At 33.2% G+C, this 20,741-nt stretch carries 19 protein-coding genes; 15 read left to right on the top strand and 4 right to left on the bottom strand.

Features of this window, described 5'->3' with window-relative positions; all coding sequences use genetic code 11:
- Positions 1 to 21: 21 nt before the first annotated feature.
- Complete coding sequence (gene brnQ, locus Q428_RS06755; RefSeq protein WP_035379396.1) at positions 22 to 1,308, bottom strand: branched-chain amino acid transport system II carrier protein; 1,287 nt, start codon at positions 1,306 to 1,308, stop codon at positions 22 to 24.
- Positions 1,309 to 1,760: 452 nt separating this feature from the next.
- On the opposite strand from brnQ, the gene Q428_RS06750 reads away from it, so the two are divergent.
- From Q428_RS06750 to Q428_RS06690, 14 genes are all read left to right on the top strand, one after another.
- Positions 1,761 to 2,333 carry a PHP domain-containing protein gene (locus tag Q428_RS06750; RefSeq protein ID WP_242847790.1) on the top strand — a complete coding sequence of 191 codons (573 nt, stop codon included), beginning with the start codon at positions 1,761 to 1,763 and terminating at the stop codon, positions 2,331 to 2,333.
- Positions 2,330 to 2,506, top strand: coding sequence for a PHP domain-containing protein (locus Q428_RS15950; protein WP_242847789.1), 177 nt, complete (start codon positions 2,330 to 2,332; stop codon positions 2,504 to 2,506). The genes Q428_RS06750 and Q428_RS15950 overlap by 4 nt, the downstream gene beginning before the upstream one ends.
- Position 2,507: 1 nt before the next feature.
- Entirely contained in the window at positions 2,508 to 3,383 is an 876-nt protein-coding gene (rapZ, locus tag Q428_RS06745) for an RNase adapter RapZ (protein ID WP_035379394.1), read from the top strand.
- Positions 3,383 to 4,717, top strand: coding sequence for a gluconeogenesis factor YvcK family protein (locus tag Q428_RS06740; protein WP_035379439.1), 1,335 nt, complete (start codon positions 3,383 to 3,385; stop codon positions 4,715 to 4,717). The genes rapZ and Q428_RS06740 overlap by 1 nt, the downstream gene beginning before the upstream one ends.
- The gene (gene whiA, locus Q428_RS06735; RefSeq protein ID WP_035379392.1) at positions 4,717 to 5,673 is read left to right on the top strand and encodes a DNA-binding protein WhiA; all 957 of its coding nucleotides are present in this window, start codon (positions 4,717 to 4,719) and stop codon (positions 5,671 to 5,673) included. The genes Q428_RS06740 and whiA overlap by 1 nt, the downstream gene beginning before the upstream one ends.
- A gap of 128 nt (positions 5,674 to 5,801) precedes the next feature.
- Positions 5,802 to 7,109 carry a DRTGG domain-containing protein gene (locus tag Q428_RS06730; protein WP_035379390.1) on the top strand — a complete coding sequence of 436 codons (1,308 nt, stop codon included), beginning with the start codon at positions 5,802 to 5,804 and terminating at the stop codon, positions 7,107 to 7,109.
- Positions 7,110 to 7,117: 8 nt separating this feature from the next.
- Positions 7,118 to 10,606 (top strand): DNA polymerase III subunit alpha, encoded by a 3,489-nt coding sequence (locus Q428_RS06725; RefSeq protein WP_035379389.1) that lies wholly within the window; start codon positions 7,118 to 7,120, stop codon positions 10,604 to 10,606.
- Positions 10,607 to 10,765: 159 nt separating this feature from the next.
- Complete coding sequence (locus Q428_RS06720; RefSeq protein WP_035379387.1) at positions 10,766 to 10,960, top strand: hypothetical protein; 195 nt, start codon at positions 10,766 to 10,768, stop codon at positions 10,958 to 10,960.
- Positions 10,961 to 11,045: 85 nt separating this feature from the next.
- Positions 11,046 to 12,008 (top strand): 6-phosphofructokinase, encoded by a 963-nt coding sequence (gene pfkA, locus Q428_RS06715; RefSeq protein WP_035379385.1) that lies wholly within the window; start codon positions 11,046 to 11,048, stop codon positions 12,006 to 12,008.
- A 12-nt stretch (positions 12,009 to 12,020) separates the two neighbouring features.
- Positions 12,021 to 13,772, top strand: a complete 1,752-nt coding sequence (gene pyk / locus Q428_RS06710; protein ID WP_035379383.1) for a pyruvate kinase — start codon at positions 12,021 to 12,023, stop codon at positions 13,770 to 13,772.
- Between the two features lie 99 nt (positions 13,773 to 13,871).
- Entirely contained in the window at positions 13,872 to 14,282 is a 411-nt protein-coding gene (locus Q428_RS06705; RefSeq protein ID WP_035379381.1) for an acyl-CoA thioesterase, read from the top strand.
- 21 nt (positions 14,283 to 14,303) lie between these two features.
- On the top strand, positions 14,304 to 14,948 hold the full coding sequence (gene trhA, locus Q428_RS06700; RefSeq protein WP_035379379.1) for a PAQR family membrane homeostasis protein TrhA: 645 nt from the start codon (positions 14,304 to 14,306) through the stop codon (positions 14,946 to 14,948).
- Positions 14,949 to 14,971: 23 nt separating this feature from the next.
- Positions 14,972 to 15,982, top strand: coding sequence for an aldo/keto reductase (locus Q428_RS06695; protein ID WP_035379377.1), 1,011 nt, complete (start codon positions 14,972 to 14,974; stop codon positions 15,980 to 15,982).
- A 187-nt stretch (positions 15,983 to 16,169) separates the two neighbouring features.
- Positions 16,170 to 16,391 carry a DUF378 domain-containing protein gene (locus tag Q428_RS06690; RefSeq protein WP_035379375.1) on the top strand — a complete coding sequence of 74 codons (222 nt, stop codon included), beginning with the start codon at positions 16,170 to 16,172 and terminating at the stop codon, positions 16,389 to 16,391.
- Between the two features lie 37 nt (positions 16,392 to 16,428).
- Here the strand turns inward: Q428_RS06690 and aroA are convergent, their stop codons facing one another.
- The 3 genes from aroA to Q428_RS06675 all read right to left on the bottom strand — a co-directional run bounded on the left by aroA (position 16,429) and on the right by Q428_RS06675 (position 19,839).
- A complete protein-coding gene (gene aroA, locus Q428_RS06685) occupies positions 16,429 to 17,709 on the bottom strand; it encodes a 3-phosphoshikimate 1-carboxyvinyltransferase (RefSeq protein WP_035379373.1) in 1,281 nt (426 codons plus the stop codon).
- A gap of 80 nt (positions 17,710 to 17,789) precedes the next feature.
- A complete protein-coding gene (locus tag Q428_RS06680; RefSeq protein WP_035379371.1) occupies positions 17,790 to 18,914 on the bottom strand; it encodes a radical SAM protein in 1,125 nt (374 codons plus the stop codon).
- A 154-nt stretch (positions 18,915 to 19,068) separates the two neighbouring features.
- Positions 19,069 to 19,839, bottom strand: a complete 771-nt coding sequence (locus tag Q428_RS06675) for a DUF2087 domain-containing protein (protein WP_035379369.1) — start codon at positions 19,837 to 19,839, stop codon at positions 19,069 to 19,071.
- A 344-nt stretch (positions 19,840 to 20,183) separates the two neighbouring features.
- On the opposite strand from Q428_RS06675, the gene Q428_RS06670 reads away from it, so the two are divergent.
- On the top strand, positions 20,184 to 20,741 hold a 558-nt coding region (locus tag Q428_RS06670), incomplete at its 3' end, for a transposase (RefSeq protein WP_035379367.1).

Raw genomic sequence — 20,741 nt, 5'->3', positions numbered from 1 at the left:
ATCTACCTTTCATTTTTATAATTAAGCAGCCTTTAATTCTTCTTCTGTAATTGGAAGATCTTCCTTCTTAGTTACTAGTGAAACTAGTATAAATACAGCTACAGTTGGTACTAACCAAGCAAATCCTTTATCAGCAAGTGGTAAGAATGCCACTGTTGAATGAGCTAATGTGTCAAGTACTGCAACAAGTAGAGCTACAATTGTTGCTGCTGAGTAAACCTTAATGTTCTTAACAATTTTGCTTGCAAGTGTTAAGAATATAAGAGTTATTATTGGTGGGTAAAGTATTCCAAGGATTGGGCCAGCAAACTTGATGATTGATCCAACACCCATCTTTGCAAGGAATATACTTACTATTGTTATGATTATTGAATTAACCTTGTATGAAAGCTTACCATTAGTTGCTCTGTCAAAGAATTCTGCAGCTGTTGCTGTAAGACCTATAGATGTTGTCATACAAGCAAGTGCAACTGCACCTGAAAGGGCTGCACTACCAAAGTTTCCAGCAACACTTCTTGAAATTCTAGTAACAAGTTCAGTAAGTGCTAAACCATCAGGGAAAGCTTTAACAGTCTGTGCACCAAGGTACATTAATCCGCCGTAAACGAAAGCAAGTCCACCTACTGCGATTATACCTGATTTAATTGTAACCTTCATAATATCTTCTTTCTTAGTATAACCCTTAGCCATTGCTGAACTGATTATAATTGAAGCAAATATTACTGAACCAAGGGCATCCATTGTTTGATATCCCTGAAGTAATGATGTTGAGAATACATCTGCAGTAGTTGTAGGTTCAACTGGCGCTATCGGTGATATAATTCCCTTCACTATGATAAATGTTAAAAGTGCTAAAAGTGCAGGAGTTAAAAATTTACCGATAGTATCTATAATTGATGATGGCTTAATTACAAAAGCTAAGTTGATTAACATATATATAACTATTGGTATAAGTGAATCAACGTTTGGCATATATGGCTTAACGCTTAATTCAAATGTTGTAGCTGCTGTTCTTGGAATAGCTACAAGTGGTCCAAGTGTAATTATAAGTGCAGTAGTCATTATTAGTGCGAATTTCTTATTGATTTTTCCAGCCATAGCTTCAATTCCAGCAGAAAGCTTTGCTGATGCTATAATTCCTGAAAGTGGCAGACCAACACCAGTTATTAAAAATCCTATAATTGCTATTGACCAGTTAGTTCCAAACAGCTTACCAAGATATGGTGGAAATATTAAGTTACCAGCTCCAAAGAACATAGCAAACAGAGCGAAACCTATAACGATACAGTCTTTAAGATTCTTATTCATTTTGCATCCTCCTTTAACAATAATTTCAGTATTCTTACAAATTCAATACTGTGAAGTGATATAAAGATAATATCATGATAATTACAACTTTGCAATAGAAAATGTTGATATTAGTCGAAAATTATAGAAAATTAGGTATATATCTATTGCAGTATATTACACTATCGTAAAACACTATTCTTATTATGACAAATTTATTAAAAAATTATTAATGAAAATTTAGATTTTATATAATTAAGTTATATTATATCAAAAAAAGTTAGTAAATTGTATAATTCTAATTGAATATATTTTAACTGTTATTTATTTGCAGATAAGTAAAAATAGAGATACAAATGCATAAAGGTTTGTAGCATCTTTCAAAAAATTGTTTTTGGTTGAAGGAATTTAAGTAGTATGGTATATTTTAGGATAAAGTAAAAGTAATATGTAATTCAGAGGAGTAATAAATTATGAAATTATACGGAGACTTTCATACACATACTGTTTATAGCCATGGTAAAGGTACAATAGAAGAAAATGTAAAGGCAGCAATTAAAAAAGGTCTAAAAAAAATAGTAATATCTGATCATGGACCTGGGCACTTAACCTACGGAGTAAAGAGGGAAAATCTAAAGAAGATGAGAAAGGAAATAGATGATTTAAAAGTAAAATATCCTGAGATAGAAATACTCCTTGGAGTTGAAGGAAACCTGATAAGCTGTGAGGGTGATATTGATGTAGAAGCTGAGGATATGAAATTACTTGATATATTATTAGTTGGCTTTCACAACGGTGCAAAACCAAAGACTCTAAGGGATGGATATATGTTGTTTGTGAGAAACTATTTAGCTAAATGTTTTCCGTCACTTAGAAATAAATGCAGGGAAACAAATACTGAGGCAATGATAAAGGCTATTGAAAAGCACAACATTGATATAATAACCCACCCTGGTGCAAAGGTCTCTATTGATACCAAAAGACTTGCCAAGCTGCTGCAAAAAAGGGAACAGCCCTTGAAATTAACTCAAGCCATGGATATTTGACTGCTGAATATGTTAAAATAGCAATGGTAGAGGATGTTAATTTTGTGATAGATAGTGATGCCCACACACCGGATAGAGTTGGGGATTTTAAAGAAGGAATAAAAACTGCAGAAAAGGCAGGATTGCCTGTTGATAGAATAATAAATGCCATAAAAGAAGGGGGTAGAGGATAGTATGAAGTTCGTAATTGTCACAGGGTTGTCAGGGGCTGGTAAAACCCAGGCAATACGCTGTCTAGAAGACATAGGGTATTTTTGTATAGATAATTTACCTCCAGCATTAATACCAAAATTTGCAGAAGTGACTATGCAGACTGATGGTAAAATTCAGAAAATCGCATTAGTTGTAGATATAAGAGGAGGTAAATTTTTTAATGATTTGTTTAAAAGCTTAAAAATTTTAAGCGGCATGGGATACAGTTATGAGATTTTATTCCTTGATGCTTCAGATGATGTATTAGTTAAAAGGTATAAAGAATCAAGAAGAAATCATCCGCTTGCCAACAATGGAAGGATAATAAACGGGATTTTAGAAGAAAGAAAAAAATTATCGGAAGTCAAAGAAAAGGCTGATCACATAATAGATACCTCTAATCTTTCAACAAGACAGCTTAAGGCAGAAATTCAGCGAATTTATGCATCAGATGGAACAACAGACAATATAGTAATAACGGTTATGTCCTTTGGCTTTAAATATGGAATTCCTATTGATGCAGACCTTGTCTTTGATGTAAGGTTTCTGCCAAATCCATATTATGTAGAAGAACTGAAGAAACATTCAGGTAACGAGCAGCCTGTAAAGGAATATGTTTTAAAATGGCCTGAATCAAACGAATTTATAACTAGAATAAAGGATTTGATGGACTTTCTGATTCCCAACTATATTAAGGAAGGAAAATCTCAGTTAGTAATTGCAATAGGATGTACTGGAGGAAGACATAGATCTGTTGTCATGGCGAATTTAGTGTATGAACATTTAAAGGATAAAGGGCATACAGTAATAATTAGTCACAGAGATATTTCACAGGATGTTATAGGGGATGGTAAATGATGAATTTTCTTGATTGGTTTAAGCCAGGGATACGAATAAAACGCTGGCTTGTAATGGGTGCTTTGGGGCTTTCTGTTTTTGTTTTAGGAGTATCTAAACTTCTTTTTAGAGGACCTGTGTTTGGAGCATATACATTTATGCTGATTTATATGGTTTTTGTTGGAATTGCTCTGATGTATGGGTCATTAAAGCTTGGATTTCAGAGTATACTAACATTAGTATCTGGTACAAACAATACTTCCAGTACAAATAGACAAAGAATTGGGGACTTATTATATGAACAAAGGCTTTTAATAAGAGGTCCAAGGGTTGTGGTTATTGGTGGTGGAACAGGTCTTTCCACAATGCTGAGAGGTCTGAAGGAATACACATCAAATATTACAGCAATAGTTACAGTTGCTGATGATGGTGGTGGTTCTGGAAAGCTCAGGGAAACTTTAGGGATGTTGCCACCAGGAGATATAAGAAACTGCCTGGTTGCTTTAGCTCATACTGAACCAGTTATGGAGGAGCTGATGCAGTATAGATTTTCAGAAGGAAATTTAAAGGGACAGAGTTTTGGGAATCTGTTTATAGCCGCCATGTCTGGAATTTCTTCTAATTTTGAGGAAGCAATAAAAAAAATGAGTGAGGTACTTGCAGTAAAGGGTAAGGTTGTTCCAGTAACCTTAGAAGACGTTACTCTGTGTGCAGAGCTGGAGAATGGGAACATAATTAAGGGAGAATCCAATATACCTGTTATGAGTCTGGAAAATAAATCGAAAATTAAAAGGGTTTATTTAGAACCAGATAACGCAGCTCCAATTGAAGAAGCACTGTATGCAATAGATAATGCAGACTGTATTGTCATTGGCCCAGGAAGTCTTTATACAAGTATACTTCCTAATCTAGTTATAAAAGAAATAACAAACAGAATTAAGGAATCCTCTGCAATTAAAATATATATATCAAATATAATGACACAACCAGGAGAAACAGATGGTTTCAGATTATCTGATCATTTAAATGTAATAAAAAAACATTGTGGAGATACATTGGTGGACTTTATAATAGCTAATAATGGAGAGATACCTGAAAAATACTATGAGATATATAAAAATGATGGTCAGAATATGGTTGAAATTGATGAAGAAAATATTCCAAGGAATATAAAAATAATAACAGAGGATTTGATTCATATAAAAAATAATCTTTTACGCCACAATACGAAAAAATTATCAGTTACTATAATGACTTTAATTTTAAAATATTTTTATCCATATAATAGGAGAAAGATACTTGATTATTATTATTTATCTGAAAGAATAAAGGATAAAAAGCGGGAGGTGAAATAGTGTCATTTTCAGCTGTAGCTAAGAATGAAATATGTAGAATTACTGAAGAAAAGGAATGTTGCCAGTTAGCGGAAATCTCTGCAATAATGAGGATGAGTGGCACTATTCATTTAAACGGAAAGCAGGGAATCAGTTTTAGAATATCAACTGAAAATCCGGCAATTGCAAGAAGGGCATTTACTCTATTGAAGAATGTCTTTAACGTTCATACAGATATACTTGTGAAAAAAAATAACTCCCTTAAGAAAAACAATATATATATACTTGTTATAACAAGTGAAATGGGAGCGAAAAAAATATTGATTAAAGCAGGTATCTTAAAAGAATATCAAGACGGCAAGATTGGTTTTAATAACAAGATCCATAATGATTTAATTAAAAAAAATTGCTGCAAAAGGTCATACATCAGGGGAGCATTTTTAGGAGGAGGTTCCATAAGCAATCCTGAAAAAACATACCATATGGAATTTGTTACAAACACCATTGAACATGCAGAGGAACTGATGAAGCTTATAAATTCTTTTGGATTGAATTCAAAGGTAATTCAAAGAAAAAACAGCTATGTTGTTTATCTTAAGGAAGGGGAGCAAATAATTGACCTTTTAAATATCATAGGAGCACATTCAGCACTTTTGGATTTAGAGAACGTAAGAATATATAAGGAAGTAAGGAACAACGTAAACAGGTTAGTAAATTGTGAAACTGCCAATTTGAATAAAACAGTTGACGCAGCTGTAAGACAGATTGAATCAATTAAATTTATACAGCAAAAGGTGGGGCTAAGAAAGCTTCCTCCAAACCTACGGGAAATTGCTGAACTTAGGGTTAACTATGCAGATGTTTCACTTAAAGAACTTGGTGAAATGCTTAATCCTCCAATTGGTAAATCAGGTGTTAATCATAGATTGAGAAAGATTGAAAAAATTGCAGAAGAATTAAGGGATAGCGGGTATTAAAACAGCCCGCTTTTTTTGCTATAATAGGATATGTAATTAAGATATAAATAAATTTCATTATTCAGATATTTTATAGTGGGGAGTAAAGTGGATTGTATTATGTTATGTAACGATAAGGAGTTGAGAGGATGTCAAAGCATGAAGAAATAATAAAATATATTCAAACTCTAAAGGTTGGAAGTAAAATTTCTGTTAGATCCATTGCCAATGAATTGAAGGTAAGCGATGGTACTGCTTATAGAGCCATAAAGGATGCAGAAAATATAGGTTTGGTTAGTACAATCCCCAGGGTTGGAACAGTAAGGATTGAAAAGGTTGAAAAAAGAAACATAGAAAATCTGACATTTGCCGAGGTTGTAAACATAGTAGATGGTTCCATATTAGGAGGAAAGGACGGACTGCATAAAACATTAAATCAATTGATAATAGGTGCAATGACAATTGATGTAATGGATAAATATATAGCCCCAGGAAATCTTTTAATTGTTGGAAATAGAGAAGAAGTACAAAAACTTGCCCTTGAAAATGAATGTGCTGTTCTTATTACTGGCGGTTTCACCTGCAGCGATGAGATAAGGGCATTAGCAAATGAAAAAAGGCTACCTTTAATATCCTGTACTTATGATACATTTACAACGGCTACAATGATAAATAAAGCTATTTCTGAGAATTTAATTAAAAAAGATATAATACTTGTTGAAGATATAATGAAGGAAGAAACCTCATTTGTAAGGGTTAACAACAAGATATCGGAACTGAAGGACGTTATGAGAAAAACAAGACATGGTAAATTTCCTGTCCTTGATGATAATGATAAATTAGTTGGAATTATAACTTTAAAGGATATAACAGGAGATGTTTCAGAGGATTCCTTAGTTGGAAAATATATGACTAAGGATCCAATTGTTGTAACACCCAAGACATCAATTGCTTACGTAGCTCACATAATGGTATGGGAAGGAATTGAACTTATTCCTGTAGTTGACAATAAAAAATTGATTGGAGTTGTAAGCCGTCAGGATGTTATTAAAGCTCTTCAGTATGTAAGCAGGCAGCCACAGGTTGGTGAAACAATAGATGAGATGGTTTTAAAGAATTTCACATATTCAATTACTGAAAAAGGAGCGGTTTTTACTGGTAAGATATTAACAGAAATGCTTAATATAATTGGAACAGCCAGCTGGAATGCATTGACCTTAGTGATGTCAACGGTTGGTACCTTTGCTTTAAGACAAAAAAATCACTTAAACGTCGCAGTAGACTCATTTTCTGTTTTCTATACTAACCCTGCTCAGGTGGATGCAGATATTACAATAAATACTGAAATTATTCATATGGGAAGAAATTTTTCAAAGGTAGAAATAGAAATGATATCTAATGAAGATAAAGAACTTATTGGTAAAGCTATTTTAAGTGCGAAACTTTTAAGAAAGTAGGTGAAAAGTTGGCAGATTTTGTTCATCTTCATGTCCATACAGAATATAGTCTCCTTGATGGGTCAGGAAGAATAAAAAATCTTGTAAAAAGAGCAAAAGAACTTGGTATGGATGCTTTAGCAATAACTGACCATGGTGTAATGTTTGGTGTCATAGATTTTTATAAGGTATGTAAAGAAGAGGGGATAAAGCCAATAATCGGTTGTGAAGTATACGTTGCACCAAGAAGCCTTTATAAAAAAGAATCTGGTATAGATGGTGAAAATTATCATCTTGTTCTATTAGCCAAAAACAACGAAGGCTATAAAAAACTCATGAAAATAGTTTCAAAGGCCTTTGTGGATGGTTTTTATTATAAACCAAGGGTGGATGATGAACTTTTAAAGGAAAATGCAGGTGATTTAATTGCTTTAAGTGCTTGTCTTGGAGGTGAAATTCAAAGTTTACTTTTAAATGGCAGTTATGAAAAAGCAAAGGAAAAAGCAATAAAATACCGTGATATATTTGGAGATGAAAATTTTTATCTTGAGCTTCAAGACCATGGAATGGAGGAGCAGAGAAGGGTAAATAAGGAACTTTTGAAATTATCGGAGGAAACAGGTATACCCCTTGTTGCTACAAATGATGTTCACTATGTAAAACAAGAGGATGCTAATGCCCATGAGATATTACTTTGCATTCAGACTGGAAAAACAGTGGATGATGCTGAAAGAATGAAGTTTCCTGGGGATGAATTTTATTTAAAATCTCCTGAAGAAATGAAGGATTTATTTAAGTTTTCACCAACTGCAATTGAGAATACTGTTAAAATTGCAGAACAATGTAATGTAGATTTTGAATTTAACGTTACAAAACTTCCAAAGTTTGAAACTCCTGAGGGCATGACTTCAAAGGAATACTTAAGAAAGCTATGCTTTGAAGGGCTCTATAAAAAATACGGTACACCAAGCCAAAAAGCAATAGATAGATTAAACTATGAACTTTCTGTTATAGAAAAAATGGGATATGTTGATTATTTTCTCATTGTATGGGATTTTATAAGATATGCCAATGAAAATGGCATCATTACAGGTCCAGGAAGAGGGTCAGGGGCAGGTTCTATCGTTGCTTACACACTAAATATAACAAAACTAGATCCATTGAAATATAGTCTATTATTTGAGCGTTTCTTAAATCCTGAAAGAGTTTCTATGCCTGATATAGATTCTGACTTTTGTTATGAAAGAAGACAGGAAGTAATCGATTATGTTGTATCTAAGTATGGAAAGGATAGAGTTGCACAAATTGTAACCTTTGGAACGATGGCGGCAAGGGCGGTAATAAGAGATGTTGGTAGAGCCCTTAATTATCCTTATGCTGAGGTTGATGTTATTGCAAAGATGATTCCAATGGAACTTAATATGACTATAAGCAAAGCCATTGAGATGAATCCAGAGCTGAAAAGAGAATATGAAGAAAATGAGAGGGTTAAATACTTAATAGATATTTCAAAATCCCTTGAAGGTCTTCCAAGACATTCCTCTACCCATGCAGCTGGTGTAGTTATATCATCAGCACCAATAACAGAGTATGTGCCGGTATCTAAAAACGAAGAAACAATAGTTACACAGTTTCCAATGGGAACCCTGGAGGAACTTGGACTTTTAAAAATGGACTTTTTGGGTCTTAGAACACTTACTGTGCTTAGAGATGCAGTTGATTTGATAAATAAGAACAGAGGGATTAAACTAGATTTAGATAATATAGATTATGATGACAAAAGGGTTTATGAAATGATAAGCCAGGGACATACAGAAGGTGTTTTTCAAATTGAATCAACTGGGATGACGAACTTTATGAAGGAGTTAAAACCTTCTGATTTAGAAGATATTATAGCAGGGATATCCTTGTATAGACCAGGTCCAATGGATCAGATTCCTACCTATATAAAGAATAAGAACAATCCAGAAAATATTGAATATCTAGATGAAAAACTAAAGCCAATACTTGATGTAACCTATGGAGTTATGGTCTATCAGGAACAAGTAATGGAGATAGTAAGAAATATAGCAGGTTACTCACTTGGAAGATCTGACCTTGTAAGAAGGGCTATGTCCAAGAAAAAACATTCAGTAATGGAGCAGGAGAGAAAGAATTTTATTTATGGATTAGAGGATGAAAATGGTAATGTAATTGTTCCGGGAGCTGTAAGAAATGGTGTAAGTGCTGAGGTTGCCAATAAACTCTTTGACTTAATGATGGATTTTGCAAGTTATGCCTTTAATAAATCCCATGCAGCAGCTTATGCAGTTGTCGCATACCAAACGGCATATTTAAAAAAGCACTATCCTGTTGAGTATATGGCAGCACTTTTAACTAGCGTAATGGGAAGTAACGATAAAGTAGCTTTTTATATTCATGCCTGCAGAAAAATGGGAATAGAAGTATTGCCACCAGACATAAATGAAAGTTATGTAAATTTCTCTGTTATAGATAATAAAATAAGATTTGGTTTAGCTGCTATTAAAAATGTTGGAAAGGCTGCAATACTTTCTATAATAAAGGAAAGGGAAAATAAAGGTTCATTTACTGGTTTTACTGATTTTTGTGAAAGAGTGAATTTGTCAGAGGTTAATAAAAGGGCTGTTGAAAGTATGATAAAATCAGGAGCCTTCGATTCCCTCGGCTTTAAAAGGTCACAGCTTATGGCAGTTTATGATAAGATAATGGATTCGGTTTCTAACAATAGAAAGAAAAATATTGATGGCCAATTATCATTATTTGGTATTGAAACAGCACCAATAATACAAAAAGATGACTTTCCGGATATAAAGGAATTTGACAAAAAATATCTGTTAGCTATGGAAAAAGAAATGTTAGGGCTTTATATAAGTGGACATCCTCTTGACGAATATGAGGATGAGATAGAAGCACTAACTAATTATAAAATTTCTGAAATAGTTAATATTGAACATGATGAAGGAGCTGGAGTTGAATATAAGGTTGAAGATGGTCAAAAAGTTATTATTGGTGGAATAATTTCAGGTATAAATATAAAATCCACAAGGAAAAACGAAATAATGTCCTTTGTAAACCTGGAGGATATGTATGGAAATATTGAGCTTTTACTTTTTCCAAAGGTTCATGATAGGTTTAAAGGCTTCGTAGTAGAAGATAATATTATTTTAGTAAAAGGAAGAATAAGTATAAGGGAAGAAGAACAGCCAAAGGTAATTGTTGAAGAAATAGAACCTTTAAGAAAAAGAACTAAGGACGGGAAGATAAACGAAGTTAAGGTCAAAAAACTATTTATAAGGATTTTAGATGAAAAAGCGCAGATGCAGGAAGAAATTAAAACGATATTAAAAAATCATAGCGGCAGCTGCCCTGTTTATCTATTTATGGCTAAGTCCAACAAAAAACTGCTGGCTTCAAGGGATTTGTGGGTTAATATTTCTGAAGAATTAATAACAGAATTAAGTAACAAGATAGGTATTGAAAATGTGAAGATAGGGTAATCCTGTCTTCACATTAATTATATACTTTAAACACTCTTATTTTTATGATAAAATTAGTAATTAAAATATAAATTTTAGTTAAAATTGTCCTTTTGTGTTGATTTTTATTCTGAAATTTCATAAAATTATTTCTAGAATATACAAGGAGGCCTGCACTAAATGTGGACTGTTATACATGTTGCTCAAAACTCTGAAGAAAAAGACAAAATATATAATGCATTAACTGAGCAGGGACTATTAGTAAAGGTGAGACAAATAGGAAAAGGGAAAAATGGTCAGGGGATTTTTGAAATTTTGGTTCCACAATCAGAAGTTGATGATGCTTGTATAATATTAACTTCAATTACATACTAATAATTACATAAAAAATAAAGATTATAGGGTTCTTTAGTTTAAAGGTGGGACAAATAAAGTCCCTATGGACAAGGAGGGTGTAATCATGAGGACAATTGGTGTTTTAACAAGTGGTGGAGATGCTCCAGGAATGAACGCAGCAATCAGAGCAGTTGTGAGAATGGGAATTCACAAGGGACTTAGGGTTATGGGAATACAGAGAGGGTATAACGGTCTTATAAATGGAGAGATATACGATATGAACAGAGCCACTGTATCGGATATCATTCAAAGAGGAGGAACTATACTTAAAACTGCAAGAAGTGAAGAGTTTAGAACAGAAGAAGGTAGAAAAAAAGCTTACAATGTATTGAAGGTTTTTGGAATTGAGGGTTTAGTTGTTATAGGTGGGGATGGCTCATTTACTGGTGCACAAAAACTTTCTCAGGAATTTGGGTTAAAGACAATAGGAATCCCAGGAACAATAGACAACGATTTAGCTTATACAGATTATACAATTGGATTTGACACTGCACAGAATACAGTTTTAGATGCAATCAATAAACTTAGGGATACTTCAACATCACATGAAAGGGTAAGCATTGTTGAAGTTATGGGAAGAAGATGTGGTGATATAGCTTTATATACAGGTCTTGCAGGAGGATCTGAAAGTATAATAATCCCTGAGGAGGATTATAATTTTGATGAATTGTGCAAGACTATAATAGAAGGTAAAGTCAGAGGAAAGCTTCACAACTTAATTCTTCTTGCTGAAGGCGTTGGTGGAGCAGAGGAGATGGCAAAGAAAATTCAGGATGTAACAGGAATAGACACAAGGGCAACAGTCCTTGGACATATCCAAAGAGGAGGAAGTCCAAGTGCATTTGACAGGGTATTAGCTTCAAGACTGGGAGCAAGGGCAGTTGAGCTTCTATGTGAAGGTAAAAGCCAAAGAGTTGTGGGAATAAAAGATAATAAAATTGTTGATATCGATATCAATGAAGCTTTGGCTATGAAGAGAGAGTCAAATAGAGAACTTTATGAGCTGGCAAAAATATTATCATATTAATGAGGTGGAATTATGAGAAAGACAAAGATAGTTTGTACTATAGGTCCAACAAGTCAAAATGAAGAAGTGTTAAAAAAACTAATAGAAAATGGATTAAATGCAGCAAGACTTAATTTTTCCCATGGAACTCATGAAGAACATGGGGAGAGAATCAAGGTTATAAAGAAGTTAAGAGAAGAAATGCAAAAACCAATTGCAATTGTTCTTGATACAAAGGGGCCAGAAATAAGAACAGGAAATTTTAAAGAGGGTAAGGTTGAACTTGTAGAGGGACAACAGTTTATCATTACAACAAGACAAGTAGATGGGGATAACACAATATGTTCAGTGTCATATGACAAGCTTCATGAAGATGTTGTTCCAGGGGATACAATTCTAATAGATGATGGATTAATTGGGCTTAAAGTTGAAAAGATTGAAGGACAGGATATCTACTGTAGAGTTCAAAATGGAGGACCTGTAAGCAATCATAAGGGTGTAAATGTTCCAAACGTTAAAATTAATCTTCCAGCTCTGACAGAAAAGGATATAGCAGATATTAAATTTGGTATTGAGCAGGGAATAGATATTATTGCAGCATCATTTGTAAGAAAGGCAAGTGACGTTATTGCAATAAGAAAAGTTCTTGAAAAAAATGGTGGAGATGGAATACAGATAGTTTCTAAAATAGAGAATCAAGAGGGTGTTGATAATCTGGATGAAATAATCAAGCATTCTGATGGTATAATGGTTGCCAGAGGTGATCTTGGAGTTGAAATTCCAACTGAAGTGGTACCATTAGTTCAGAAAAAGATAATTGAAAAATGTAATAAAGCTGGAAAACCAGTAATAACAGCTACTCAAATGCTTGATTCAATGATGAGAAATCCAAGACCTACAAGAGCAGAGGCAAGCGATGTTGCAAATGCTATTTTCGATGGAACAGACGCCATAATGCTAAGCGGCGAAACTGCAAATGGTAAATATCCAGTTGAGGCAGTTGCAACAATGGCTAGGATAGCTGAAAAAGCTGAAACTGCACTTAATTATGAGTCAATACTTGCTAAAAGAAAAAGGCACCACGTTCCTAATGTTCCAGATGCAATAAGCCTTGCTGCAGTTACAACGGCTATGGAACTCAATGTTTCAGCTATAATAACAGCAACTCAATCTGGATATTCAGCAAAGAAAATTTCTAAATATAGACCACAGGCACCTATAATAGCAGTAACACCATCAGAAAAAACTGCTAGAAAACTTTCGATAGTCTGGGGAGTTTACCCAATTATAGCAGAAAGAATGGTTTCAGCTGATGAGGTTATGGAAAAGTCAGTTAACGTTGCCCTTGAAAAGGGTTATGTGAATAAGGGAGAGCTAGTTGTAATCGCTGCTGGTGTTCCAGTTGGTTTTACTGGAACAACTAATCTTATGAAGGTTCATATAGTTGGAGATGTTCTTGTAAAGGGAAAAGGAATGGGCTTATCTACTTATGGTAATGCCTGTGTAATAAAGGATGCTTCAAAACTTGAAAAGGATATGAACGAAGGAGATATTCTTGTTATTAAAAATATAGAAAAAGAACATATGCATATTGTATTAGACAGAGCTAGTGGTGTAATTACTGAAGAGGGTGGATTAGCATCTCATATTGCTGTTGAATGTATGAGTATGGGTATACCTGTAATTGTTGGAGCAGAAGGAGCTACAAGCATAATAAGAACAGGAACATTAATAACAATGGATACCAACAATGGCATGGTATATAGCGGAAAGGCAAATGTTTAATTTCTTATAATTAAGGAAGTCATATCGGCTTCCTTTTTATTATTTAAAGCATTTTTAACTAAAGTTTGTTATAATAATGCTTATAAAGGAGATGATACTTTGTACAGTTATAAATTTAGTTTCAGAGTTAGATATGAAGAAACGGACAGAATGGGTATTGTTTATCATTCCAATTATATTATATGGTTTGATATTGGTAGGACTGAATTTCTGAGAAGTCTAGGTTTTACTTACAGACAGTTGGAGGAGGAGGGAATTTGGCTTCCAATATTAGAAGTGGGGTGCAAATATAAAAGTCCGGCAAAATATGATGATGAAATAACCGTTGAAACATATATTATGGAACTCTCAAGGGTAAAAATAAAATTTGGATATAGGGTTTTCAGATTTGACGAACTTCTGGTAGAGGGATATACTGTAAATGGTTTTACAACTGATAAATTAAAGCCAATAAGTCTAAACAAAATAAAACCAGAAGTGTATAATATTCTTAAACAATGTACTTTATAAAGTACAACAGGGGGGATGTATATGTTAGCAAAGGGGTTTAGAGATCCAGGAAGTGGTCTTAGTCATTTAATTGGAGCTGTTGTATCTGTTATTGCACTTGTAGTAATGCTCTTTACAGCTATTGAAAGAAGAGATGTTTGGGAAATAGTTTCATTTTCTATTTTTGGGGCTAGCTTAATTATGTTATACACTGCAAGTTCAGTGTATCATATAGTTAATGCTCCTGACGAGGTGATAAAGGTTTTGCGTAAGCTTGACCACAGCATGATCTATGTGCTTATAGCTGGTACATACACGCCGATATGCCTTATACTTTTAAGGGGTAAAATTGGTTATATAATGTTATCTGTTATATGGTTTTTAGCTATTACAGGAATAGTATGCAAAATGTTTTTTATGAATATTCCAAGATGGATATATACCACCATATATATAATAATGGGCTGGTTAGTTGTTATAGCCATAGTTCCCTTGATAAAGGCTTCATCACTTACAGCAGTATTATGGCTTGTTGTAGGTGGGGTATTTTATACTACCGGTGGAATTATATACATTCTGAAAAAGCCTAATTTTATTCCAAAATGGTTTGGATTTCACGAAATATTTCATATATTTATAATGTTAGGAAGTATATGCCATTTTATTTTCATATATAAGTTCTGCTAAAATTTGATTACGGGGGAATAAAGATGATATTAAGAAGACTTGGAAAAACAAATTTAATGGTTTCTGCTGTAGGCTTTGGAGGTATTCCAATACAGAAAATATCAAAAGAAGAGGCTATAAAGGTAATAAATTTTGCTGAAGAAATGGGTATAAATTTTATTGATACTGCAAGGGGTTACACAGTAAGTGAAGAATATATTGGTGAGGCATTAAAAGGAAAAAGGGATAAATGGATAATTGCAACAAAATCTATGGCAAGATCAAAGGAAGCAATGGAAAAGGATATAGAAATAAGTCTTAATAATCTTCAAACGGATTATATAGATTTATATCAGATACATAATGTCAAAGAGATGGAAACATATAAACAAGTTATTGCTGAAGATGGTGCACTAGAAGCATTATTAAAGGCTAAAAAGGAAGGTAAGATTGGTCATATTGGTATAACAGCACATTCACTGGATACTTTGAAAGTTGCAATAGAAAGCGAGTTTTTTGAAACGATTATGTACCCATACAATATAATAGAAAATCAGGCGGAAGAACTTTTTCAATTGGCTGCTAGTAAAGATATTGGTGTTATTGCCATGAAACCTATGGCAGGTGGAGCTTTAACAGATGGTTCTTTAGCAATGAGATATATACTTCAAAACAAAAATGTGTCGGTGATAATTCCAGGCATGGCAAATTTTGATGAGGTAAAAGAAAATGCTGAAGCAGTAATGGGGGAAGAATCACTTACAGAAGAAGAGAAACAATTGTGTAGAAAAATAGCTGAGGAAATGGGGCAGACCTTCTGTAGAAGATGTGGATATTGTGCTCCATGCCCACAGGGATTGGATATTGGATTTAATTTCTTACTAAAAGCTTATTACGATAATTATGATTTAAAGGAATGGGCAATAGAAAGATATAATGGAATGAAAGCCTTTGCTGGAGATTGCAGAGAATGTGGAATATGTGAAAAAAGATGTCCATATAATCTGCCTATCAGAAAAATGCTTAAGGAAGTTAAAAAGACTTTTGGAAAATAGTGAATAAAGTTTAAAAGTAAAGTAAATACTCATAGTATCTATGGCCGTTAAGAAGTTACGGCAACTGTTTCTACACCTGCACACCAAATGGTGTGCTTTTTTTATTCTAAATGTATAAACTCAAAAAAATAGCACATATTAACTATGAAACCAATATTAATTTATTATCTTTGAGGAGGTTTAAATTATGAGAAGACTAGACGGCTTAGACTGGACTGCTATTACTCTAACTATAATAGGAGCTCTAAACTGGGGACTTATCGGTTTATTCAATTTCAATCTGGTTGATACATTATTTGGGGTAGGAAGTTGGCTAAGCAGAATCATATACACCTTGGTAGGAATTAGCGGACTATATCTTATCTACACTGCAAGCAAAATGTCAGACAGGGACAGAGTACGTGAATAATCAGCAATAAAAAGTGATATGGATTCCATATCACTTTTTAGTTGTTAAATTTACCACCCAAAGCTCTAAAATCATCCCAAAATCCTGGATATGATTTTGAAACGCAGCTGCTGTCTTTTATGATAACTGGATTTAAACATCTTATGGATGAAACCGCCAGTGCCATTGCAATTCTATGGTCCTTCCAACTATCAACTTCACCACCATTTAAGAATTCTTTACCCTTGATGATAAGCCCATCCTCCAGTTCTGTTATCTCTGCACCTAGCTTGTTAAGTTCTGTAGAAATTGCCTTTAACCTGTCAGATTCTTTAATACGCACCCTTGCTGCATTAATAATCCTTGTGGTTCCTTGGCTTAAAGAGGCTAATGTCGCAAGTATTGGCACTAAATCAGGACATTGTGAAACATCAATAATGGTGCCCTTGGTTTTTGATTTTTTTGCTATTATACCTGTTTCACTTATTTCTACATTTCCACCCATGTTTTTTATGATGTCCAATATAACTTTATCTCCCTGCAAAGAAGAAACATTTATATCTGTGCACGTGATCTTATTTCCAAGCAGACCTGCAACAAGCCAAAAGGAAGCCTGTGAAAAATCCCCCTCAACTTTGTAAGTTTGAGGAATGTATTTTTGGTTTCCTTCAATAAAAAATTCTCGATAATCGTTATTTTGAATTTTAATCCCAAAACTATTCAAAACATCAATGGTTAAATCAACATACCCCTTTGATTCTAAATCAGTTGAAATGATAATTTTTGAATCTTCCTTTAAAAGCGGCAGTGCAAACATCAGTCCAGAAATAAATTGAGAGCTGACATCGCCCCTTAAACTGAATGTATCTCCTTTAAGTTTTCCACATATCCTTAAAGGAAGGTTACCTTTTAAATTTTTGTATGGTATATTCTGCTTATCAAATATCTTATAATATTCATCTAAAGGTCTTTCAATCAATTTTCCCTTTCCTGTGAATGTAATCTCTTTGCCTAGTATACAGGCAATTGGAATAAGAAACCTGAGTGTAGAGCCAGATTCACGGCAATCGATAGTTGTGCTTAAAGCTCTTAAAGGAGTTTTCCCCTCAATAATTAAACTATATCTATCTCTGTCTTCCTTAAATTTTTCATATTTAATTCCAAAGGATGACATTCCTTCAAGTGTTGCTGATATATCCTCAGAGAAAATTATATTTTCAATATGGCTTTTACCATTACTTAATCCTGCACAGATAATAGCTCTATGAGTTATACTTTTTGATGGCGGGATACTAATATGTCCTTCTAATTCTGATGGAACAATTTTAATATTATTCACTATTAAACCCCCTTCATAAGCGATATGAGAGCCATGCATATCTCTTTTTTAAAAGTTATAAGAGATATGGCTGCAAGCGTTTAGAAAATAAGCTCACCAGGTTTATATCCTACAGGTAATTCTTCTTCACTTAAAAATTTGAAATTTTCATCACGAAGTATTGGTAAAAACACATCATATGGAATTCTTGAAAACTCACATGTATAATTACTGGAGCCAAACCATTTGCCTTCTTTGCTGCCTAAATTCAAACCTCTGGCAAATTTTGTATAGTTAGAACAGTCATGGACTGCTAAATCCCAGTTCTCATCATCAGCTATCTGCATAAACTTTAAAGTCAGTTCCCTGCTCCAAACTGGAGATATATAGCCACATCGGGAAATATACATATTTTCACCATAATAATTATATATATTATTCTCATTTAAATGTAATTCAGCACAGTTTATAAAATCAAGCTTTGTGTCTAATATAGTTTGTTTTTTATTAAAAAACCCTTCAAAAAACTCAGGCGTCATTGGTGTTTCTATTCCTACACTTTTAATATATTTTTTTGCTATTCTAATATTTTCAATAACTTTGTCTGAACAATCAGAAGCACCTAAATTAAAACGTATTTCATCAAGACCAGCTTCACCTAGTGCCATTAACGTCTCTTCAGTAGCTAGAGTACCATTGGTGTATAAATGCTGATGAATCCCTGCATCACTGAATTTTTTTATAACAGAATAGTATTTTTCAATCTCCATAAATGGCTCTAAATAAACATAGGCAATACCAGTAGGTTTCTTTTGAATTGATAAAAGTAAGTCAATATCTTTTTCGTAAAATTTTGTACCCCCAATTTCCCATAAGCCTTCTCCAACTGGAGGCATGTCTTCAAACTGTCCATAGTTATAACAAAACTTACATTTTAAATTACATTTATTTGTTTTTCTTATTGCACCTAAACCAGTTCCAGACAAGCAGGAACGACATCCTTTAGAAAACTTATTTTCATTTCCAACAAAATAAGTTCTATTATCAAGAGTTTTTAAATTTTTAATTTCTGACTTTAACTTATCATGTCTATAATCTACAGCTGCCTCGATTTGTGCAAAGGTAGCGTAAATGATTTCCTGTTGTTTTGTCATAATTTCTTCATCTTCAGGTAGCATTGAAAAAAATTCAAACCACATAAGTGCATCTTTCTTTGAGATTTTCACAATTTATCCTCCCTCTGACAATAAATATAAGATTAATTTTCATTCGATTTCTCATTATAGCATATAACTATAATTCTGGTAAGAGAGTAGAGGATTATTTGTAGCTAGGACATTGGACTGCTATTTTACTGTAAAAGACTTAGAAAAATATTATTTATTCTTTAACCCAATATTTGCTTCCATCATTTGTCCTGTCAATGAATCCATACTCAACTAGTGCTCTTCTGATTGTAACATAATCAACATAAATTCTTTTTAATATCCTGTTTATTTCCTTTTCAGAATAAGTCTTTCCTTTAGTGAAGTTTTTACAAATTTCATTTAATATAATTATCTTCTTCTTTTCTTTTGCAGGATAAGCCTTTAAAGCACCATTTTCCTCCATATAAGTCTTAATTGTCTCAGTCTTCTCCTTATCAGTAATGTTATATCTATCGTCTATAGATTTTGCGGTTATATGAAAATCAGAAATTTCTTCCTTATCCAATTTTGTAATCTTCCTATTTGTTGAATCAGTAAGCAACTTCATTATTGTCAGGAACAATTTGGCTTGTTTTTCCTTTTCTCTTAACTTATAACGGTGATTTCTTATGGTTGATTGTGCAACACCAAGTTTTAATGCTATTTCTTTGTCTGAAAATCCTTTAAACATCAGGGTTATAATTTCTCTTTGTACATCTGAAATCCCAGTGAAGGTAGAATTAAGACCTAATAAATATTCAAGCATATTTCCATGATTTTTTTCTATATGCAGCTCTGCAGCTCTCTTTGCATCATACAATTTTGAATCTATATCAAAAATTCGTCCTTTTTCAAAATGTTCTCCACAAACTATGCATATGTATTCTTTCTCCGATTCAACATAACCCTTCTCAATTTCCTCTATGGCAGTGTTCCAAAATAATTCGTTATTATTTGATTCCATAAGGCCAACTCCTCTCAATAAATAATCTTAAGTATATTTTACAAACAATTTTATAAATTGTCTATATATACATAGATTATATATTTAAATGTTTATAGAATTGTATGTAAAAGAAAAAGGTTAATCTAGTATAAGTAACATGGCTGCCTGCTATATTGTGAGTTATTTGATAAATTGATAGGCTTTTTTATTTTTCATATATTTCTATAGGCAAGTCATATGGATCTTTAAAAAATGTAAATTTTTTAACATGGGACATATAAGTGTTGTTCAAAATCAATGAATAACATCTCCTTTCAAAGGAAATACTAACTTTAAAATAAACTTCGAAGGGAGATGTTTTTATGCCAAGAATCGCAAGGCAGAAAAAAGAAGACGCCATTTTTCACGTAATGGCAAGGAGTATAAGCGAAGTTGATTTGTTTAAGGATAATGAGGATAAGCTTAATTATTTAGCTTTGGTCAAAAAATATCAAAAAACCTATGAATTCAGAGTATATGGCTACTGCCTTATGGATAACCATCTACATCTGATAATAGATGCAAATGGAGCAGATATTTCAAGAATAATGCATAGCATAAATTTCTCCTATGCACAATATTTCAATCATAGACATAAAAGACATGGACATCTTTTTCAAGACAGATTTAAAAGCAAAATGGTAAAGAGTGAAATATATCTCTATGCCTTATCAGCATATGTTCACAACAACCCTTGTGATATAAAGGGTTATGAAAAATGCCCGGAGAAATATGAATTCTCAAGCCTTTCAATATATCTAGGCTTAAGACATGACCCCTATGAACTTGTTGATGATGGCTTTATAATGGGGATGTTCAGCAAAAATTCTAAAAGAGCTAGAGAAAGCTATATGAAATTAGTATATAAATGTTCTGATAAA

Source organism: Fervidicella metallireducens AeB (genome assembly GCF_000601455.1).
Taxonomy (GTDB): Bacteria; Bacillota; Clostridia; order Clostridiales; family Caloramatoraceae; genus Fervidicella; species Fervidicella metallireducens.
This window is presented reverse-complemented; position numbering and strand designations above follow the sequence as displayed.